Source organism: Microbacterium maritypicum, assembly GCF_008868125.1.
Lineage (GTDB): Bacteria > Actinomycetota > Actinomycetes > Actinomycetales > Microbacteriaceae > Microbacterium > Microbacterium maritypicum.
In genome coordinates this window covers 1935760-1952250 of record NZ_WAAQ01000001.1, presented here as the reverse complement: position 1 = coordinate 1952250, position 16491 = coordinate 1935760, and the positions used below count along the sequence as shown (strand labels likewise).

At 68.3% G+C, this 16491-nt stretch carries 14 protein-coding genes; 3 read left to right on the top strand and 11 right to left on the bottom strand.

All coding sequences use genetic code 11. The features are described 5' to 3' along the window. Positions 1–104 precede the first annotated feature (104 nt). The gene (locus F6W70_RS09445; protein ID WP_055867711.1) at positions 105–1541 is read right to left on the bottom strand and encodes an APC family permease; all 1437 of its coding nucleotides are present in this window, start codon (positions 1539–1541) and stop codon (positions 105–107) included. Between the two features lie 52 nt (positions 1542–1593). Continuing rightward, positions 1594–2691, bottom strand: a complete 1098-nt coding sequence (locus F6W70_RS09440; RefSeq protein ID WP_055867714.1) for an alcohol dehydrogenase catalytic domain-containing protein — start codon at positions 2689–2691, stop codon at positions 1594–1596. 114 nt (positions 2692–2805) lie between these two features. Between F6W70_RS09440 and F6W70_RS09435 the strand changes: the two genes are divergently transcribed. Next, on the top strand, positions 2806–4224 hold the full coding sequence (locus F6W70_RS09435) for a PucR family transcriptional regulator (RefSeq protein ID WP_151486470.1): 1419 nt from the start codon (positions 2806–2808) through the stop codon (positions 4222–4224). 61 nt (positions 4225–4285) lie between these two features. Here F6W70_RS09435 and F6W70_RS09430 read toward each other — a convergent pair whose 3' ends face one another. Next, positions 4286–4792: a septum formation family protein gene (locus F6W70_RS09430; protein ID WP_235562496.1), complete on the bottom strand. Its 507-nt coding sequence runs from the start codon at positions 4790–4792 to the stop codon at positions 4286–4288. A gap of 129 nt (positions 4793–4921) precedes the next feature. Then, positions 4922–5488 carry a peptide deformylase gene (gene def / locus F6W70_RS09425; RefSeq protein WP_082524191.1) on the bottom strand — a complete coding sequence of 189 codons (567 nt, stop codon included), beginning with the start codon at positions 5486–5488 and terminating at the stop codon, positions 4922–4924. Between the two features lie 61 nt (positions 5489–5549). On the opposite strand from def, the gene F6W70_RS09420 reads away from it, so the two are divergent. Further along, entirely contained in the window at positions 5550–6644 is a 1095-nt protein-coding gene (locus F6W70_RS09420) for a DMT family transporter (RefSeq protein ID WP_151486469.1), read from the top strand. A 38-nt stretch (positions 6645–6682) separates the two neighbouring features. Here F6W70_RS09420 and pgl read toward each other — a convergent pair whose 3' ends face one another. Genes pgl through tkt form a run of 6 tightly spaced genes read right to left on the bottom strand, consistent with a single transcriptional unit; the run spans position 6683 to position 14796 of the window. Continuing rightward, complete coding sequence (pgl, locus tag F6W70_RS09415) at positions 6683–7462, bottom strand: 6-phosphogluconolactonase (RefSeq protein WP_031206051.1); 780 nt, start codon at positions 7460–7462, stop codon at positions 6683–6685. 5 nt (positions 7463–7467) lie between these two features. Beyond that, a complete protein-coding gene (locus F6W70_RS09410; protein WP_055867726.1) occupies positions 7468–8403 on the bottom strand; it encodes a glucose-6-phosphate dehydrogenase assembly protein OpcA in 936 nt (311 codons plus the stop codon). Next, the gene (gene zwf, locus F6W70_RS09405) at positions 8400–9950 is read right to left on the bottom strand and encodes a glucose-6-phosphate dehydrogenase (protein WP_017830394.1); all 1551 of its coding nucleotides are present in this window, start codon (positions 9948–9950) and stop codon (positions 8400–8402) included. The genes F6W70_RS09410 and zwf overlap by 4 nt, the downstream gene beginning before the upstream one ends. Before the next feature lie 21 nt (positions 9951–9971). Further along, positions 9972–11579: a glucose-6-phosphate isomerase gene (locus F6W70_RS09400; protein WP_151486468.1), complete on the bottom strand. Its 1608-nt coding sequence runs from the start codon at positions 11577–11579 to the stop codon at positions 9972–9974. Then, the gene (tal, locus tag F6W70_RS09395; RefSeq protein WP_151486467.1) at positions 11576–12688 is read right to left on the bottom strand and encodes a transaldolase; all 1113 of its coding nucleotides are present in this window, start codon (positions 12686–12688) and stop codon (positions 11576–11578) included. The genes F6W70_RS09400 and tal overlap by 4 nt, the downstream gene beginning before the upstream one ends. Then, positions 12685–14796, bottom strand: a complete 2112-nt coding sequence (tkt, locus tag F6W70_RS09390) for a transketolase (protein ID WP_055869143.1) — start codon at positions 14794–14796, stop codon at positions 12685–12687. Before tkt ends, tal begins: the two co-directional genes overlap by 4 nt. Before the next feature lie 205 nt (positions 14797–15001). On the opposite strand from tkt, the gene F6W70_RS09385 reads away from it, so the two are divergent. Continuing rightward, the gene (locus tag F6W70_RS09385; RefSeq protein WP_371861307.1) at positions 15002–15922 is read left to right on the top strand and encodes a heme o synthase; all 921 of its coding nucleotides are present in this window, start codon (positions 15002–15004) and stop codon (positions 15920–15922) included. Between the two features lie 74 nt (positions 15923–15996). On the opposite strand, the gene F6W70_RS09380 is transcribed toward F6W70_RS09385, so the two are convergent. Further along, on the bottom strand, positions 15997–16446 hold the full coding sequence (locus F6W70_RS09380) for a tetraspanin family protein (protein WP_288967681.1): 450 nt from the start codon (positions 16444–16446) through the stop codon (positions 15997–15999). Positions 16447–16491 lie beyond the last annotated feature (45 nt).

Here is a 16491-nt window from a genome sequence, read left to right as displayed (position 1 = left end):
CACGGAGGGGGCTTCTCTCGTTTCCCCGTGAAGTCGAGCAATGGGCTGGACGCAGAAGAGCCCCTTCGATGGAAGGGGCTCTTCTGCACGGCGGCGAGAGAGGATCAGCCGACGCCCTCCATCGCACTCGTCTCGGTGTTGCCGATGCGGGCGATGACATCGGGGCGACGACGCGCCAGGTAGGCGTATCGGGTGAGGGCCAGGGCCACCGTCGCCAGGAACACGTACGGGATCACGTTGTAGGGGAATGCCGGCACCGGCCAGACGTTCGCGAAGAACACGTACCCCATCGTGACGACGGCGACGGTCGCGCACGCCTTCACGAGGCCGTTGCGCATCTTCGCCCGCTGCGTGTAGACGACGCAGGCGATCGCGACGAGGGCGTAGGCCACCATGTAGCCGTAGGTGCCCCAGGTGTTGACCCAGACGAGGATCTCTCCGGTCGCGGCGCCCGAGACCAGCAGCACGATATCGACCGCGACGGCCGCAGCGCCGGCGATGATGAGCACGCGGTGCGGCGTCAGATGCTGCTCGTGCGTGCGTCCGAACCGCTCCGCGACGACGCCCTCCTTGCCCATCACGTAGACGATGCGTCCGATCACGTTGAGCGGGGCGACGACCACGGCGAAGAACGACGCGGAGACGCCGAACGTGAGCACGGCGGCGAACCAGCCCGGCATGCCGATCAGGGCCGACATGCTCTCCAGAGGACTGGACGAGGTGGCCAGATCGTCTCCGAGCACGGTGATCTGCGTGTACGCGGCGAAGACGTACAGCACACCCACACCGAGCGCGCTCCACATGATCGCGCGGGGGATGGCCTTGTACGGCTCCTTGGCCTCACGACCGAGCGCGTCGGCCGAGGAGAAACCCACGAAGCCGAGGATGCCGAGCACCATGCCGGAGGCGACGCCCTGGAAGGACGAACCGGTGGCGAGCACCTGCGCGGGGTCCCACGCGGCCGGGCCGGCCCAGACCAGAGCGGCGATCAGCAGCACGAGGATGATCCCGACCGAGACGAGCTCGAGGACGAGCGAGACGCGGGCGGACAGGCGGATGCCGCGGATGGTGAACAGCGTCGCCAGGCCACCGAGCACGATGGCGAGACCGATGTCCCAGCCGAGTCCCTGTGCCGGGAGGCCGAGCATGCTCAGGAACTGCGCCATGTAGCTGACGGATCCGCTGAGCGAGGCCGCGGCGATGCCGAAGCAGCCGATCAGCAGCGTGACGCCGGCGAGGAACGCGCCGAACGGGCCGAGTCCCTTCGAGACGTAGGTGTAGAGGGACCCGGCCGAGGCGTGCTTGCGGGCGAACACCACCACGCAGTAGCCCACGCACAGGATGACGATGGTGGCGAGAGCGAAGGCGTAGATGGTGCCGTTACCCGCACCGAGGAAGATCGCCGCTGCGGTGAAGGCGATGACGGCGCTGGGGGCGATGTTGGCGATGGCCTGGGCGGCGAGTTCGGGTCCGCTCATGACGCCGGTGCGAAGACCGGCATCCTTGGGTGCGCCAGGCGGGGCGACGACGGTGTCTGACATGGTTCTCCTGGATTCGGGTTTCAGGGGTGGGGGTGGGGTCCGCCGAGGGCGGTCAGGGGATGAGGAGCGTGCGAAGCGCGGATCCGGCCTCGAGGTCGTCGAGCGCGGCGGCGGCTTCGGACAGCGGGCGCCGCCCCGAGATCAGGGGATCGATCTTGAGCTGGCCGTCCATGTACCGGTCGACGAGAGCGGGAACGTCGATCGAGGGGCGCACGGAGCCGTAGTTCGAGCCGAGGATGCGCTGATCGGCCTCGGCCAGGACGAGGGGCTCGAACGATGCGCGGGCGCCCGTGGGAGGAAGCCCGACGATGACGGCGGCGCCGCCGAGACCGAGCATCTGGATCGACTGCTCGGTTGTGGACGTGCGACCGATCGCGTCGAACGCGTAGTCGACGCCGTCGGGGATGAGCTCACGCAGCTGGGCGACGGCGTCACCCTGCGACGCGTCGATACGGTCGGTCGCACCGAACTGCAGCGCCATCTGGGTCTTCTCGGGACGCACATCGATCGCGACGATGCGCTCGGCGCCGGCGAGTCGTGCGCCCTGGACGACGTTGAGTCCGACGCCGCCGCAACCGATGACGACGACGGTGGAGCCGGGCTCGACGGCGGCTGTGTTGAGCACCGCGCCGACGCCGGTGGCCACGGCGCAGCCGACGACGGCGACGACGTCGAGCGGGGCGTCGTCTCGGACCTTGACCGCACCGGATGCGGGAACCACGACCTCCTCCGCGAACGAGGAGACGCCGAGGTAGTGGTGCAGCGGTTCACCGTCACGGCTGAGGCGGGACGTGCCGTCGAACAGCACTCCGAGGGGAGCGACGACCGTGGCGACCTTCTGGCACCGGGCCTCGTGACCGGCTCGGCAGTAGCGGCACTCACCGCACGGCGGTACCCAGCTCAGGACGACGTGATCGCCGACAGCGAGGGTCGTGACACCTTCGCCGAGTTCGGTGACCACGCCGGAGCCTTCGTGGCCCATGACCAGGGGAGCGGCGGCATCCCACTCGCCGCGCTTGACGTGCAGATCGGAGTGGCACACGCCGGCAGCGGCGATGCGCACGCGCACCTCACCCGCGCGCGGGGGTGCGAGGTCGACGTCGACGAACTCGATCGGTGACTGGGGATCGCGGAAGACTACAGCTTTCATGACATCCTTCGGGTGGAGAGGGGATGCCGACGATGCTAGGAGAGTGCTGACCGTCGGGCATCCGACAAATATGTGGATGGGGTGCCACCCGTTCACACTTTGTATGATCAAGGTGTGGCTCGTGATGTCGCCTCCGTGGCGCGATACCTCCAAGGCGAGCTGCTGCATGGCGGGGTGTCGAGTGCCCGGCATGTGAACTCGGTCGTCGCTCTCGAGTCCTTCGGCGCTCCGACAGACCGCCTGTTCGCCACTCTCGTCGTCGTCGACGCCGCGCAGTGGGACGAACTCGCCGACGATGCGGACCGGCTCACCCTCCTCCGGGACGTGGTCGTGGTCACCGGCGCGGACACGCCAGCGGTCCGGCGCATGCTCGAGGAGGGCGGCGTCACCGCTATCGTCCGAGCGGGCACGTCGCACGAGCTGCTGATGCCGACGCTGACGACCCTGCTCGCCGTCGACCAGGCGGCCGAGGCGAGAGCGATCACCTCGGCGATGCGGGTGCTCACGCTCGCCGCTCGACGCAGCGGGATCACCGGCGTCATCGCCGAACTCGCGCACCGGATCGACGGATGGGCGGTGCTCCTCGACCGCCACGGAGAGGTGATCACGACCGCAGGCGCGGGGAGCCTGCACATCGACGATGCGATCGCGGTCGCCGTCGGCCGCCCCGTGCGGGTGCGCCACCGCGCGCTTCAGGTGCATCCTGTCGGTCCGGGGCAGGACATCACCGCGCAGCTGGTCACCGCGCCGCGCAACGACAGCTCCGGTCGAGGGAGGGAACTCAGCTCTCAGGCCGCAGCGTTGCTCGATCTCCTGATGCGCACCCGGGACAGCAGCCACCTCGAACGCCTGGGCCGATCCATGATGCTGGAGACCGTGCTGGAGGGAGGGGAGAAGGCGACACGGCTTCTCCGACGCTGGGGCGTGCACGAGCCGAGCCTCGTGGGGTTCGCGCTGGCCTCACGCACGAGCGGAGTGGACGTCGAGCACCTGCTCGCGCTGTGGCTCGACGAACTCGGGGCCGAGCATGTCTTCGCCGCGCAACGAGGACTCATCCGCGGCGTCGTGCGCGAGGATCATGCGCAGGAGATCGCGCATCGGGCGCAGGCCTTCGCCTCGACGCTCTATCTCGGACTCGGGCGCCCGGCCACGACGGATGCGCTCGCCCGCAGTGTCGACGAGGCCCGACAGGCCTGCGAGACGGCTCGTGCGGGTGGGGAGCGCGTCGTCCGCTACGCATCGATCCCGACGGTGTCGTTCGTGCTCGGACAGTTGGATGCGGACCAGACGCAGCGGATCAGTCGGCTTCTGGATCCATTGCGCGGCGTCGAGCAGCAACCCGAGCTCATCGAGACCCTGCGCGTCTTCCTCTCCACGAACAGCGCCTGGGGTGAGAGCGCTACGCGGTTGCGGATCCACCGGCAGACGTTGGCCGCGCGGATCAGACGGGTCGAGGACCTGATCGGTCTCTCGCTGTCGGATCCTGATGATCGTGTGGCCGCCTGGCTCGCGCTGCGTGCGTCCGACGGCTGAACCCCTCGGAACGACGAAGAGGGCTCCGCCGGATGGCGAGGCCCTCTTCTGAGACGGTGGATCAGCGCGCGGCGCCGGCCAGCGAACCCGTGGTCTGTCCAGCCGGGTCGAAGACGATGCACTGGATCACGCGGTCGTTGTTCCGCTCCCACGAGTCCTTGGTGGGAACGAGCGTGGTGACATCGAATGCGGAGTCCTGGTAGGCCACGCCCACGAACGTCGTGTACGCGTCTCCGATGCACTCCTGCGTCGCCGCGTCGATGTCGGTGTCGGAGAACTCGCCATCCGGCATCGTGATCTCGTAGTACACCTCCTGGTCGTGCGGGTCGGTGCAGGGGAGGATGTTGGCTTCGGTCATCGTGCCGGAACCGGTGTCGAGCATGCAGTCGCCCAGCTTCACCGAGAAGACGCCGACGTTCGAGCTCTCCGTGACCTGCCCGCTCTCCTCGTCGCGGTTGGCGTCGCCGGAACCGCCGCCGAGAATGCCGTTGAGAGCGCTGCACCCGCTGAGGGCGACCGAGAGCGCCACTGCCGATCCTGCGAGCATCAGGGCGCGTCGAGTGCGCATCTTCATCATGATCTGTTTCCCCTCCGAAGCGTGATGCGGAGGCATGCGAAAAGCCCCCGCCGCGAACACGCTAACCCCCGGCGAGTCTGTGACGCAACTCGAAGGATGCTGTGGTTCGGCTGGGAGCGCTCAGCCTTCGAGGTCGTCGACACCGGGCATCCAACTCGCGCCGGGGCGTCCCCACCCGCGCTTTCGGGCGATCTTCTGCGCGGTCTTCCAGTCGCTGTCCGACAGGCGATCGACGTACAGGATGCCGTCGAGGTGATCGAACTCGTGCTGCATGATGCGGGCACGCCACCCGTCGACATCGATCGAGACCGGCTGCCCTTCCAGGTCGGTGGCCGTGACGTGGACGCGCTCCGACCGGCGCAGCGGGAACCGCTCGCCGGGGAACGAGAGGCAACCCTCGGATTCGAGATCCGGGTCGGGTTCACCCGGTTCGAGTGGCACCATCCAGAGTGTGGGATTGATGAGAACGCCGCGCCAGGGGTGGTCGTCGTCATCGACATAGGCGTACGTGTAGATGCGCAGGGGCACGCCGACCTGCGGAGCGGCGAGACCGACCCCTGGGGCGGTGTCCATCGTCTCGAACATGTCGGCGACGAGGGCGCGGACGTCGTCGGTGATCTCGTCGACGGGGGAAGCGGGGGAGTGCAGGACGGGGTCGCCCATGATGCGAATCGGAAGTACAGCCACGTCACAACCCTAGTCGGCGGCACTCGCCAGGTAGGGTCGTACTGTGAATGCTGGGGTGTGGATGAACACGGTCGAGGACGTCGGCGATCAGCTCGTCGGCGCGTTCCAGAACCCGGACCTGCTGCTCGGCATCCCGCTCGCTCTCGCCGGCGCCGTCTTCATGTCCCTCGGCGCCCAGTATCAGCACCGCGGTGTCGAGAAGGTCGAACGCCTCAGCGGGGCCAACGGCGCCTCGGGCCTGAGCCTCGATCAGCTCAAGCGCCTCCTGACCCGTCCGTCGTGGCTCATCGGCACGCTGATGCTCGGACTCGCCGTGATCTGTCAGCTCGCAGCCCTTGTGAAGGCGCCGCTGATCGTCGTCCAGCCGCTCGGGGCGATCGCCCTCGTGATCACCACCTTGCTCAACGCGCGGATCTCCGGCCACTCGCCGACGCGGCAGTCGCTGACCGCCATCGTGTGCTGCGTGGGTGGCATCTTCCTCTTCGTGTTCTTCGCGGCGATCTACGCGACCGAGCAGGATGTCACCGACCGTGAGCTCTTCACGATCCTGGCGCTCCTGCTCGTAGTCATCATCGTCCTCGGCGCCTGCTGGCTGATCCTGCGCCGCCGGATGCGCGCCCTGTTCTACGTGATCGGCGCGGGAATCCTCTACGGGTTCGTCGCCACCTTGGCCAAGGTCGTCATCAAGCGCATCGAGGCCGGTCAGTTCGAATGGATCACCGGGATCTGCGTGCTCGCCCTCGTCTCGGCGGCCGCTGTCGGCGCATACTTCGTGCAGACCGCGTACAGCTCGGGTCCGCCCGACCTCGTGATCGCCGGGCTCACGGTCGTCGACCCTCTCGTCGCCGTGCTCATCGGAATGGTCGTGCTGGGCGAAGCCTCTGCGGCTCCGTGGTGGGTGCTCGTGATCTTCGCCGTCGCCGGAGGCATCGCCGTCTGGGGCGTGGTCGGGCTCGCCCGCTATCACCCTCAGGTGCTCAGCGACAGCCAGGATCTGGGAATCCAGCGAGGCAGCACGCCAGGCGGATCATCGCAGGGCGGCCCTGGAGAGGCTTCCTCGTCGCAGCCCGCCGCGACGAGTGCTCCTGAGCACTCGGATAGCTCGGGACGTCCGCAGACGCCGCCGTGGCACGACGGTTCGTCAGAGCGACCCTAGCGACAGCGAACCGAGCGGCCGCGCGTGGCGGCACCGACTCAGTAGGCCTGATCGATCAGGTCGACCGAGACCTCAGAGGCTGCGGCTTCATCCACGAAGAACACCGTGCGCTTGCGCCCCTTGGCGCCGGCGGCGGGCACGCTCGAGTAGCTCGCACCCGCGAGAGCGAGGCCGAGAGCCGAAGCCTTGTCGGCGCCCGTCATCACGAGCCAGACCCGCTTCGAAGAGTTGAGCACCGGGCGGGTCAGCGTGACACGCTCGGGCGGCGGCTTCGGCGAGTTGCGGACGGCGAGGACTGCGGCATCCGTCACAGTGACCTCCTCCCGATCCGGGAAGAGGGAGGCGATGTGCCCGTCGGGGCCGACCCCGAGGAAGCACACGGCGAAAGAGGGCCACGGATGCTCGTCGGTACCGAACCGCGCCAGGTCCGCCGCGTACGCCGCCGCGGACTCGTCGAGGGTCAAGCCGGTGTCAGGGCCGGCGACCTCGTGCACGTTCTCCTGGGGCACAGGGATGTGGTCGAGGAGAGCCTGTCGGGACTGCAGCGAGTTGCGATCGACGTCGTCGCGCGGCACGAATCTCTCGTCACCCCACCAGAAGTGCACGAGCGACCAGTCGATCTCCGCCGCTCGCGGGTGCTCGGACGCCGCACGCAGCACCGCACCGCCCATCGAACCGCCCGTGAGGGCGATGTGCGCGATCCGCCCGTTGCGTGTGCGCGCGCGCACCCGTGTCAGGAACCGGTCGGCCACTCGGGTGGCGAGGGCTGCGGGCGTGGCTTCCACCACGACCCGCTTCTCTGCGGACGATGTCGTCATCGACGTCACTCTCCTGTCTCGGGCGGACCCAGCTTCTCCCAGCCCTCGGTGATGACTCGACCGTACAGGACGTCCGGGTCGAGTCGACGCAGCTCCTCTGCGAGGCACTCGCGCAGAGTGCGTCGCGGCAGGTGCAGGTCGTGGTTCGGCTGTCCCGGCTGCGTGAGCACGGCGACGCCGGGAGTCGGGCGCTCCAGAAGGATGTCGCCGGACTCGCGTGTCAGGCGCACCGACTTGATGCCCTCCGCCCAGTGCTCGGGGTCTTCGTAGGACCAGCGCACCGGAACATCGAGCGCCATCTGCAGCCAGGCGGCCAGCAGCGCGGTCGACGGGGAGGCCGCGGCTCCGCGCACCTCGACGCCGGTGATCTGCTCGTACGGCGGCTGGTCGAGCACAGCGGCGAGCTGCTCGCGCCAGTGGGTCAGACGCGTCCACGACAGATCGGTGTCGCCGGGGGCGTGGGTCTCGCCCAGGAGCGCGAGCCGGTCGCGGACGTCGTTCGCGGTGGCGGCATCGGTGATGCGTCGCTGCGCGATCTTGCCGAGCGGTGACTGCGCAGGCGCCACGGGGGCCGCCTCCGGCCACCAGGCGACCACGGGAGCATCGGGCAGCAGGAGGCCGGTGATCAGGCTCTCCTCGTTGCTGGCGGCGTCTCCGAAGGCGCGAAGGACCACGACTTCGCTGGCGCCGGCATCTCCACCGACGCGGATCTGCGCGTCCAGGCGTGACTCGCCCTCACCTGTTGTGATGACGATGACCCGCATCGGGTGCTCTCGTGAGGCGTCGTTCGCGGCATCGATAGCCGCTTCTGCGACGCCGTTGCGCGCAGCGATCACGAGCGTGAGCACGCGGCCGAGGGCGACGGCTCCACCCTCTTCGCGGACCTTGACCAGCTGCTTCGCGACCTGGCTGACGGTGGTGTCGGGAAGGTCGATGATCACGGGCGTCTCCAGACTCGTCCATCGCGGGCCAGCAGGTCGTCAGCGGATGACGGTCCCCATGAGCCGGGCGCGTACTGCTCGACTGGGCCGCCTTCGGCTGCCCAGTACTTCTCCACGGGGTCGAGGATCTTCCAGGAGAGCTCGACCTCCTCGTGCCGCGGGAACAGCGGCGGATCGCCCAGGAGGACATCGAGGATCAGACGCTCGTAGGCCTCGGGGCTCGCCTCGGTGAAGGCGTGGCCGTATCCGAAGTCCATCGTCACGTCGCGCACGTTCGTGCCGCTGCCGGGAACCTTCGACCCGAAGCGGATCGTGACGCCCTCATCCGGCTGGACGCGGATGACGAGGGCGTTCTGCCCGAGCTCCGAGGCGTTTCCGCGCCCGAAGAGGTGCTGAGGCGCACGCTTGAAGACGACGGCGATCTCGGTCACACGGCGTCCGAGACGCTTGCCCGTGCGCAGGTAGAACGGCACGTCCGCCCACCGGCGCGTGTCGATCTCGAGCTTGATCGCGGCGTACGTCTCCGTGGTCGACTCGGGGTTCATCCCCTCTTCTTCCAGGAAGCCGGTGACCTTCTCGCCACCCTGCCACCCGCCCGCGTACTGACCGCGAGCGGTCGCGAGGGAGAGATCGTCCGGGACGTGCACCGCCGCGAGCACCTTCTCCTTCTCGGCGCGCAGGTGCTCAGCCGAGAGGCTGATCGGCTCTTCCATCGCGGTGAGAGCCAACAGCTGCAGCAGGTGGTTCTGGATCACGTCACGGGCCGCACCGATGCCGTCGTAGTATCCCGCGCGTCCGCCGACGCCGATGTCCTCGGCCATGGTGATCTGCACGTGGTCGACGTAGTTGCGGTTCCAGATCGGCTCGTACAGCTCGTTCGCGAAGCGCAGCGCCAGGATGTTCTGGACCGTCTCCTTGCCGAGGTAGTGGTCGATGCGGAAGATCGAGTCGGCCGGGAAGGCCACCTCGAGCGCGGCATTGAGCGCCCGCGCCGACTCGAGGTCATGGCCGAAGGGCTTCTCGATCACGACGCGACGCCAGCGCTCGTCGTCGTCACTGTTCTCGCCGACGAGACCGGACTCCTTGAGCTGCTTCGCCACCAGCGGGAAGTCCTTCGGCGGGATCGACAGGTAGAACGCGTGGTTGCCCATCGTCCCCCGTTCGACGTCGAGCTTCTCGATGGTCTCGCGGAGCTTGCGGAAGGAGTCCGGATTGTCGAACTCGCCCGAGACGAAGCGGATGCCCTGCAGCAGCTGGGTCCAGGTCTCCTCGCGGAACGGAGTGCGCGCGTGCTCCTTGACGGCGTCGTAGACGACCTGCGCGAAGTCCTGGTCCTCCCAGTCCCGGCGGGCGAATCCGACCAGGGCGAACCCGGGCGGGAGCAGTCCGCGGTTGGCGAGGTCGTAGACCGCGGGCATCAGCTTCTTGCGTGAGAGGTCTCCGGTGACGCCGAAGATCACGAGGGCGCTGGGCCCGGCGATCCTGTTGAGACGGCGGTCATCGGGGTCACGCAGCGGGTTGTGCCCGCGCGAGATGGGAACAGACATCGGTGGGGGATTCTCCTGCTGTTACTTCTGTGCGGCTTCGAAGAGGGCGAGCACGTCGTCGGAGGACTCGGTGATCGTCAGCGTCACGACGGGGCGGCCGTGCTCGGCGAGTACGGCGGGGTCACCGGCGGCCTGCGCCTGGATGAGCTGTCCGAAGGTGAACGGACGGTCCGGGATCTCGAGGTCGACCTCGGTGCGCTCGAGGATCTGCAGGAACACGCCCTGCGCGGGCCCGCCCTTGTGGTACTGGCCGGTCGAGTGCAGGAACCGCGGTCCCCATCCGAAGGTCGTGGGTCGTCCGGAGTCCGCCGCGACGAGTTCGCGCAGGCCCTGGAGCTGCGGCACCTCGAGACGGTTGACGTAGGCCTGGATCGACACGTATCCGTCTGCCGGGAGCTGGGCCCAGAGCGCATCGAGCACGCCCTCGACGCTGCCGGAGGTGGCGAGAGCCGGGTCGGACACCCGCACCTCGACGCCGTTCTCGATGAACGCGGGAGCCGTCGGCTCCGGGCGTGCGTCGAGGAGCCCGCGCGCGGCGATCTTGGCCGATTCGACATCGGGCTGATCGAACGGGTTGATGTGGAGCAGGTGACCGGCGATCGCCGTCGCGTACTCCCACACGATGAGCTGAGCGCCCAGCGTCCCGCTGACGAGGATCTCGCCCTCGTGACGCTCGTGCAGGTGGAACTCGTTGGCGTCGTCGACCAGCCGCACGATCTGCAGGTCGGCGGGCACGGGGTCGAGCTCGGGGGAGACCGGGAGCAGGACCACCGGGAGGATTCCGGTGCCCTCCTTGCCGGTGGACTCGGCGATCAGCTGCTCGATCCAGTCCGGGAGGCCCTTGATGTGCGTGCCGTCGGTGATGAGGCCGAGCTTGTCGCGGCGGGGTGTCGTCGACGCGATCGCCGCGCTCAGACGAAGGGCGGGGTTGTCTGCCGAGTCGACGGCGACCTCCAGAAGCGAGGCCTCGGCCTCGTCCAGCAGCTCGTCGATGTCGACACCGGCGAGCCCCGACGGCACGAGGCCGAAGGCGGTGAGCGCCGAGTAGCGTCCGCCGACGTTGGGGTCCGCGTTGAAGACGCGGTATCCCGCCTCGCGGGCCGAGACATCGAGCGGAGAGCCGGGATCGGTGACGACGACGATGCGCTCGACGGGGTCGATGCCCAGGTCGCGGAACGCCGCTTCGAAGGTACGACGCTGCGAGTCGGTCTCGACCGTGGAGCCGGACTTCGAGGAGACCACCAGCGCCGTGTCGGCGAGACCCTCGTCGAGAGCAGCGAGCACCTGGCCCGGAGCCGTCGAGTCGAGGATGGTCAGCGGCACTCCGGCGGTCTGTGCGATGACCTCGGGGGCGAGCGAGGATCCGCCCATGCCCGCGAGCACGACGCGCGTGACGCCCTTGGCGTTGAGGTCGGCGCGCAGCGCGACGATCTCGGCGACCAGCGGACGCGAGATCGACACGGCTTCCACCCATCCGAGCCGGACGGATGCCTCAGCCTCGGCGGCCGGCCCCCAGAGCGTCGCGTCCCCGCCGGTGATGCGCGAGGCGACCAGATCGTGGACGAGGCTGGGCACCGTCTCATCGATCGCGGCGCGTGCTGCACCGGACGTGTGGATCGAGAACGTCATCGCTGCGACTCCAGACCCTCGGCGACCTGCGTCAGCAGGTCGTGCCAGGAGTCGATGAACTTCGCGACGCCCTCGTCCTCCAGCACCTGGGTGACATCGGCGAAGTCGATCCCGACCTCGGCGAGGCCGGCGAACACGGCGCGTGCCTCTTCGTAACCGCCCGTGATCGTGTCGCCCGTGACGACGCCGTGGTCGAACGTCGCCTCGAGCGTCTTCTCGGGCATCGTGTTGACCACGCCCTGGGCGACGAGCTCGGTGACGTACAAGGTGTCGGGAAGGGCCGGGTCCTTGACACCGGTCGACGCCCACAGCGGACGCTGCAGGTTCGCACCGGAGTCGAGCAGCGCCGTGGCGCGGTCGCCGGCGAAGGTCTTCTCGAACAGCTCGTAGGCGAGGCGTGCGTTGGCCAGGCCGGCCTTGCTCTTGAGCGCTTCGGCGGCTTCCGTGCCGATCGCGGTGAGGCGCTTGTCGGTCTCGGTGTCGACACGCGACACGAAGAACGAGGCGACGGAGTGGATGGTCGACAGGTCGATGCCTGCGGCCCTCGCCGTCTCGAGACCGGTGAGGTAGGCCTCGATGACCTCGGCGTAGCGTTCCAGGCTGAAGATCAGCGTGACGTTGACGCTGATCCCCGCCCCGATCGCCTCGGCGATGGCCGGAAGGCCGGCCTTGGTCGCGGGGATCTTGACGAGCAGGTTCGGGCGGTCGACCTTGGCCCACAGCTCCTTGGCCTGCGCGACCGTGCCCGCGGTGTCGTGCGCGAGGTCGGGGGAGACCTCGATCGAGACGCGGCCGTCGACGTGGTTCGAGGCTTCCCAGACGGGACGGAACACGTCGAGGGCTGCCGCGACGTCCTGCGTGGTCGCGGCGAAGACCGCTTCCTCCGCCGTCGCGCCCGAGGCGGCGAGCTCGGTGACCTGTGCGTCGTACGACGTGTCGTTCTTGTCGGTGATCGCATTCGCGAAGATCGTCGGGTTGGTCGTGACACCCACGACGTTGCGCGACGAGATCAGATCGGCCAGGTTGCCCGAGGCGATGCGCGTGCGGGAGAGGTCGTCGAGCCAGATGCTGACGCCGGCGGCGGCGAGCTGTGCGGTGGGGGTGCTCATGCGTTCTCCTTGGTGCTGTTGGCCGCGATGGTCTCGCGGGCGGCCGCGATGACGGCCTCGGTGGTGATGCCGAACTTCTCGAAGAGGGTCTTGTAGTCGGCGGAGGCGCCGAAGTGGTCGATGCCGACCGAGCGGCCGCGGTCGCCCACGATGCCGCGCCAGCTGAGCACCGAGCCCGCCTCGACGGAGACGCGGGCGGTGACGGAGGCCGGCAGCACGCTCTCGCGGTACTCCGCGTCCTGCTCGTCGAACCACTCCAGCGACGGGGCGGAGACGACGCGCACGTTCACGCCTTCGGCAGCCAGTGCCTCACGGGCGTTGACCGCCAGCTGCACCTCGGAGCCCGTGGCCACGATGATGACGTCCGGCGTGCCGTTCGGTGCTTCGGCGAGCACGTAGGCGCCCTTGGCCGCGTTGTCCGCCGAGGCGAACGTGTCGCCCGATGCCGCGCCCTCGCCACGCGCGAACACCGGGATGTTCTGACGCGTCAGCGCGATGCCTGCCGGTCCTTCGTGGCGACGGAGGATCTCCAGCCATGTGGCGGCCGTCTCGTTCGCGTCCGCAGGTCGCACGACCGTGAAGTTCGGGATCGCACGGAGCGTCGCCAGCTGTTCGATCGGCTGGTGGGTGGGGCCGTCCTCACCGAGGGCCACCGAGTCGTGCGTCCAGACGAAGATGCTCGGCACGTTCATGAGCGCGGCGAGACGGACGGGCGGGCGCATGTAATCGCTGAAGATGAGGAAGGTGCCGCCGAACGCGCGGGTGGGTCCGTGCAGCACGATGCCGTTGATGATCGCGCCCATGGCGTGCTCGCGGATGCCGAAGTGCAGCACCCGGCCGTAGGGGTTGCCCGACCACTCGTGGGTCGACCACTCCGCGGGGATGAACGAGGGCGCGCCCTTGATCGTCGTGAGGTTCGACTCTGCGAGGTCGGCCGAACCGCCCCACAGCTCGGGGAGCTCAGCGGCGAGGGCGTTGATGACCTGGCCGGATGCCGCGCGGGTCGAGACTTCCTTGCCCGCCTCGAACACGGGCAGCGCGCTCGTGATGTCGTCGGGGAGCTGGTGCGCTTCGAGGCGGTCGAGCAGTGCCTTCTTCTCGGGGTTCGCCGCGGCCCAGGCGTCGAACGACTCCTGCCATGCGGCACGGGCCTCGGCGGCGCGGGCCGCGAGTCCGCGGGTGTGCGCGATCACGTCGTCGGCGACGACGAAGCTCTGCTCGGGGTCGAACCCGAGGACCTTCTTCGTGGCGGCCAGCTCTTCGGCGCCGAGAGCGGAGCCGTGGATCTTGCCGGAGTTCTGCTTGCCGGGCGACGGCCAGCCGATGATCGTCTTGAGGATGATGAGCGAGGGCTTGGCGGTCTCGCCCTTGGCAGCCTCGATGGCGGCGTGCAACTCGGCGACGTCTTCGACGTACTCGCCGGTCTTCTTCCAGTCGACGACCTGCACCTGCCAGCCGTAGGACTCGTAGCGCTTCGCGACATCCTCGGTGAAGGCGACGTTCGTGTCGTCCTCGATGGAGATCTGGTTCGAGTCGTAGATCGCGATCAGGTTGCCGAGCTGCTGGTGGCCTGCGAGCGAGGAGGCCTCGCTGGTCACGCCCTCCTGCAGGTCGCCGTCTCCGGCGATCACGTATACGAAGTGGTCGAACGGGCTGGTTCCCGCCGCGGCCTCGGGGTCGAAGAGACCGCGCTCGTAGCGGGCGGCGTAGGCGAAGCCCACGGCCGAGGCGAGGCCCTGTCCGAGCGGACCGGTGGTGATCTCGACGCCCTTGGTGTGGCCGTACTCCGGGTGGCCCGGTGTCAGCGAGCCCCAGGTGCGCAGTGCCTTCAGATCGTCGAGCTCGAGCCCGAAGCCGCCGAGGTAGAGCTCGACGTACTGGGTGAGGGAGGAGTGGCCGGCAGAGAGGATGAAGCGGTCGCGACCGAGCCAGTCCACATCGTTCGGGTCGTGGCGCAGCACGCGCTGGTACAGGAGATATGCCGCCGGAGCGAGGCTCATGGCTGTGCCGGGGTGACCGTTACCGACCTTCTCCACGGCATCGGCCGCCAGGATTCGTGCGGTGTCCACCGCGCGCCGATCGATCTCATCCCACTGCAATTCCGACACGTTCATGCCCTTTCCGACAGTTTCGAGGGCGCCCGTATTCCCTGGCGCATCCGCATCATCACGGAGAGGTGTGCACATCGCCGGGCGCGCGAGTGGTTTCAGCATAGCGGTGAGGTGACTTGCGCTACGCGGGCCCGCGAGCCGGAACACGTCATCCGGTGTCATACACTGGAGAGGTTGTCCGGTCACACGTGCGGAGGAGGCGATCGAGATCTCGACGATGTCTGATCAGACCGTGAGGAAGTCGTCCATCGGTCGCACGGTGAAGGCCTACATCACGCTCACCAAGCCGCGTGTCCTCGAGCTCCTGCTCGTGTCGACCGTGCCGGTGATGTTCCTGGCGCAGGGGGGACTGCCGAACCTGTGGCTCGTGTTGGCGACCGTCATCGGCGGTTCGTTGAGCGCCGGTTCCGCCGCATCCTTCAACATGTACCTCGATCGCGACATCGATGCGCACATGCACCGCACCGAGAACCGTCCGCTGGTCACAGGCGAGGTCAGCCCTCGCGGTGCCCTGGTCTTCTCGTGGACGCTCGCCATCGCCTCGACCGTCTGGCTGCTCGCCACGACCAACTGGCTCACGGCGGCCCTCTCGGCCACGGCGATCTTCTTCTACGTCGTGATCTACACGATCATCCTGAAGCGCCGCACCGAGCAGAACATCGTGTGGGGCGGCATCGCCGGCTGCTTCCCGGTGCTGATCGGCTGGTCCGCGGTGACCGGTTCGCTCGACTGGCCGGCATTCATCCTCTTCCTCCTCGTCTTCCTCTGGACGCCGCCGCACTACTGGCCGCTGTCGATGAAGTACAAGGACGACTACGAGGACGTCGACGTCCCCATGCTCGGCGTCACGCGCAATGCCTCGCAGGTCGGCCTCCAGGTGATCCTCTACGCGTGGGCGACCGTCGCCTGCTCGCTCCTGCTGGTACCGATCGCGAACATGGGCCTCGTGTACACGATCTCCGCTGCGGTCTTCGGCGGATGGTTCATCTACGAGTCGCACCGCCTCTACAACCGTGCGGTCCACGGCACCGAGCCGCGTCCGATGCGCGTGTTCCACGCCTCGATCACCTACCTGACGCTGATCTTCGTCGCGGTCGCGGTCGACCCGCTGCTCCCGTTCTGACACTGATTCCGAACGACGAAGCGGCGCCGAGGAATTCCTCGGCGCCGCTTCGTCGTTTCCCGCCCGGTGGTCGATCAGCGGGTGATCGAGGGTGAGCCGTCCGGGTTCGCGTCGGTGGCCGGGGCGTCGTCTCTGGTGACCTCGTCTTCGTGAACGACATCTTCGGTTGCGGGGGTCGTGTCCGCAGACGGGGTCGTGGCGACGGGAGCGGGCGTCTCCTCAGCCTCGACGGTCCAGTCGATGGCCTCGACGACCGCCGGTGCCGGTGCAGGGACGAGCGATCGCGCGGCGACGAGCGCGAGCGTCAGCAGGATGCCGACGATTCCGGCCGCGAGCACTCCGGCACCCACCACGACGAGCGACTGGCCGACGTACACCTCGACACCGGTGGCCGTGCCATCGAGCAACGTGGTCGTCATCGTGCCGATCTGACCCGAGATCAACCAGGCGCCGACCGCAGTGGTGGCGAGGGAGACCACCAGGAGGAGCCAGAACCCCATGCTTCGTGTGAGTGACTTGTTCATGTCGCCCACCATCGCGGATGCGCTGATGAGTCCGCGATGTGAAAG

Excerpts from the sequence above, each read along its gene's own strand:
- F6W70_RS09445 (WP_055867711.1), bottom strand. The coding sequence starts at position 1,541 with ATGTCAGACACCGTCGTCGCCCCGCCTGGCGCACCCAAGGATGCCGGT.
- F6W70_RS09440 (WP_055867714.1), bottom strand. The coding sequence starts at position 2,691 with ATGAAAGCTGTAGTCTTCCGCGATCCCCAGTCACCGATCGAGTTCGTC.
- F6W70_RS09430 (WP_235562496.1), bottom strand. The coding sequence starts at position 4,792 with ATGCGCACTCGACGCGCCCTGATGCTCGCAGGATCGGCAGTGGCGCTC.
- F6W70_RS09420 (WP_151486469.1), top strand. The coding sequence starts at position 5,550 with ATGAACACGGTCGAGGACGTCGGCGATCAGCTCGTCGGCGCGTTCCAG.
- pgl (WP_031206051.1), bottom strand. The coding sequence starts at position 7,462 with ATGACGACATCGTCCGCAGAGAAGCGGGTCGTGGTGGAAGCCACGCCC.
- zwf (WP_017830394.1), bottom strand. The coding sequence starts at position 9,950 with ATGTCTGTTCCCATCTCGCGCGGGCACAACCCGCTGCGTGACCCCGAT.
- F6W70_RS09400 (WP_151486468.1), bottom strand. The coding sequence starts at position 11,579 with ATGACGTTCTCGATCCACACGTCCGGTGCAGCACGCGCCGCGATCGAT.
- tal (WP_151486467.1), bottom strand. The coding sequence starts at position 12,688 with ATGAGCACCCCCACCGCACAGCTCGCCGCCGCCGGCGTCAGCATCTGG.
- F6W70_RS09380 (WP_288967681.1), bottom strand. The coding sequence starts at position 16,446 with ATGAACAAGTCACTCACACGAAGCATGGGGTTCTGGCTCCTCCTGGTG.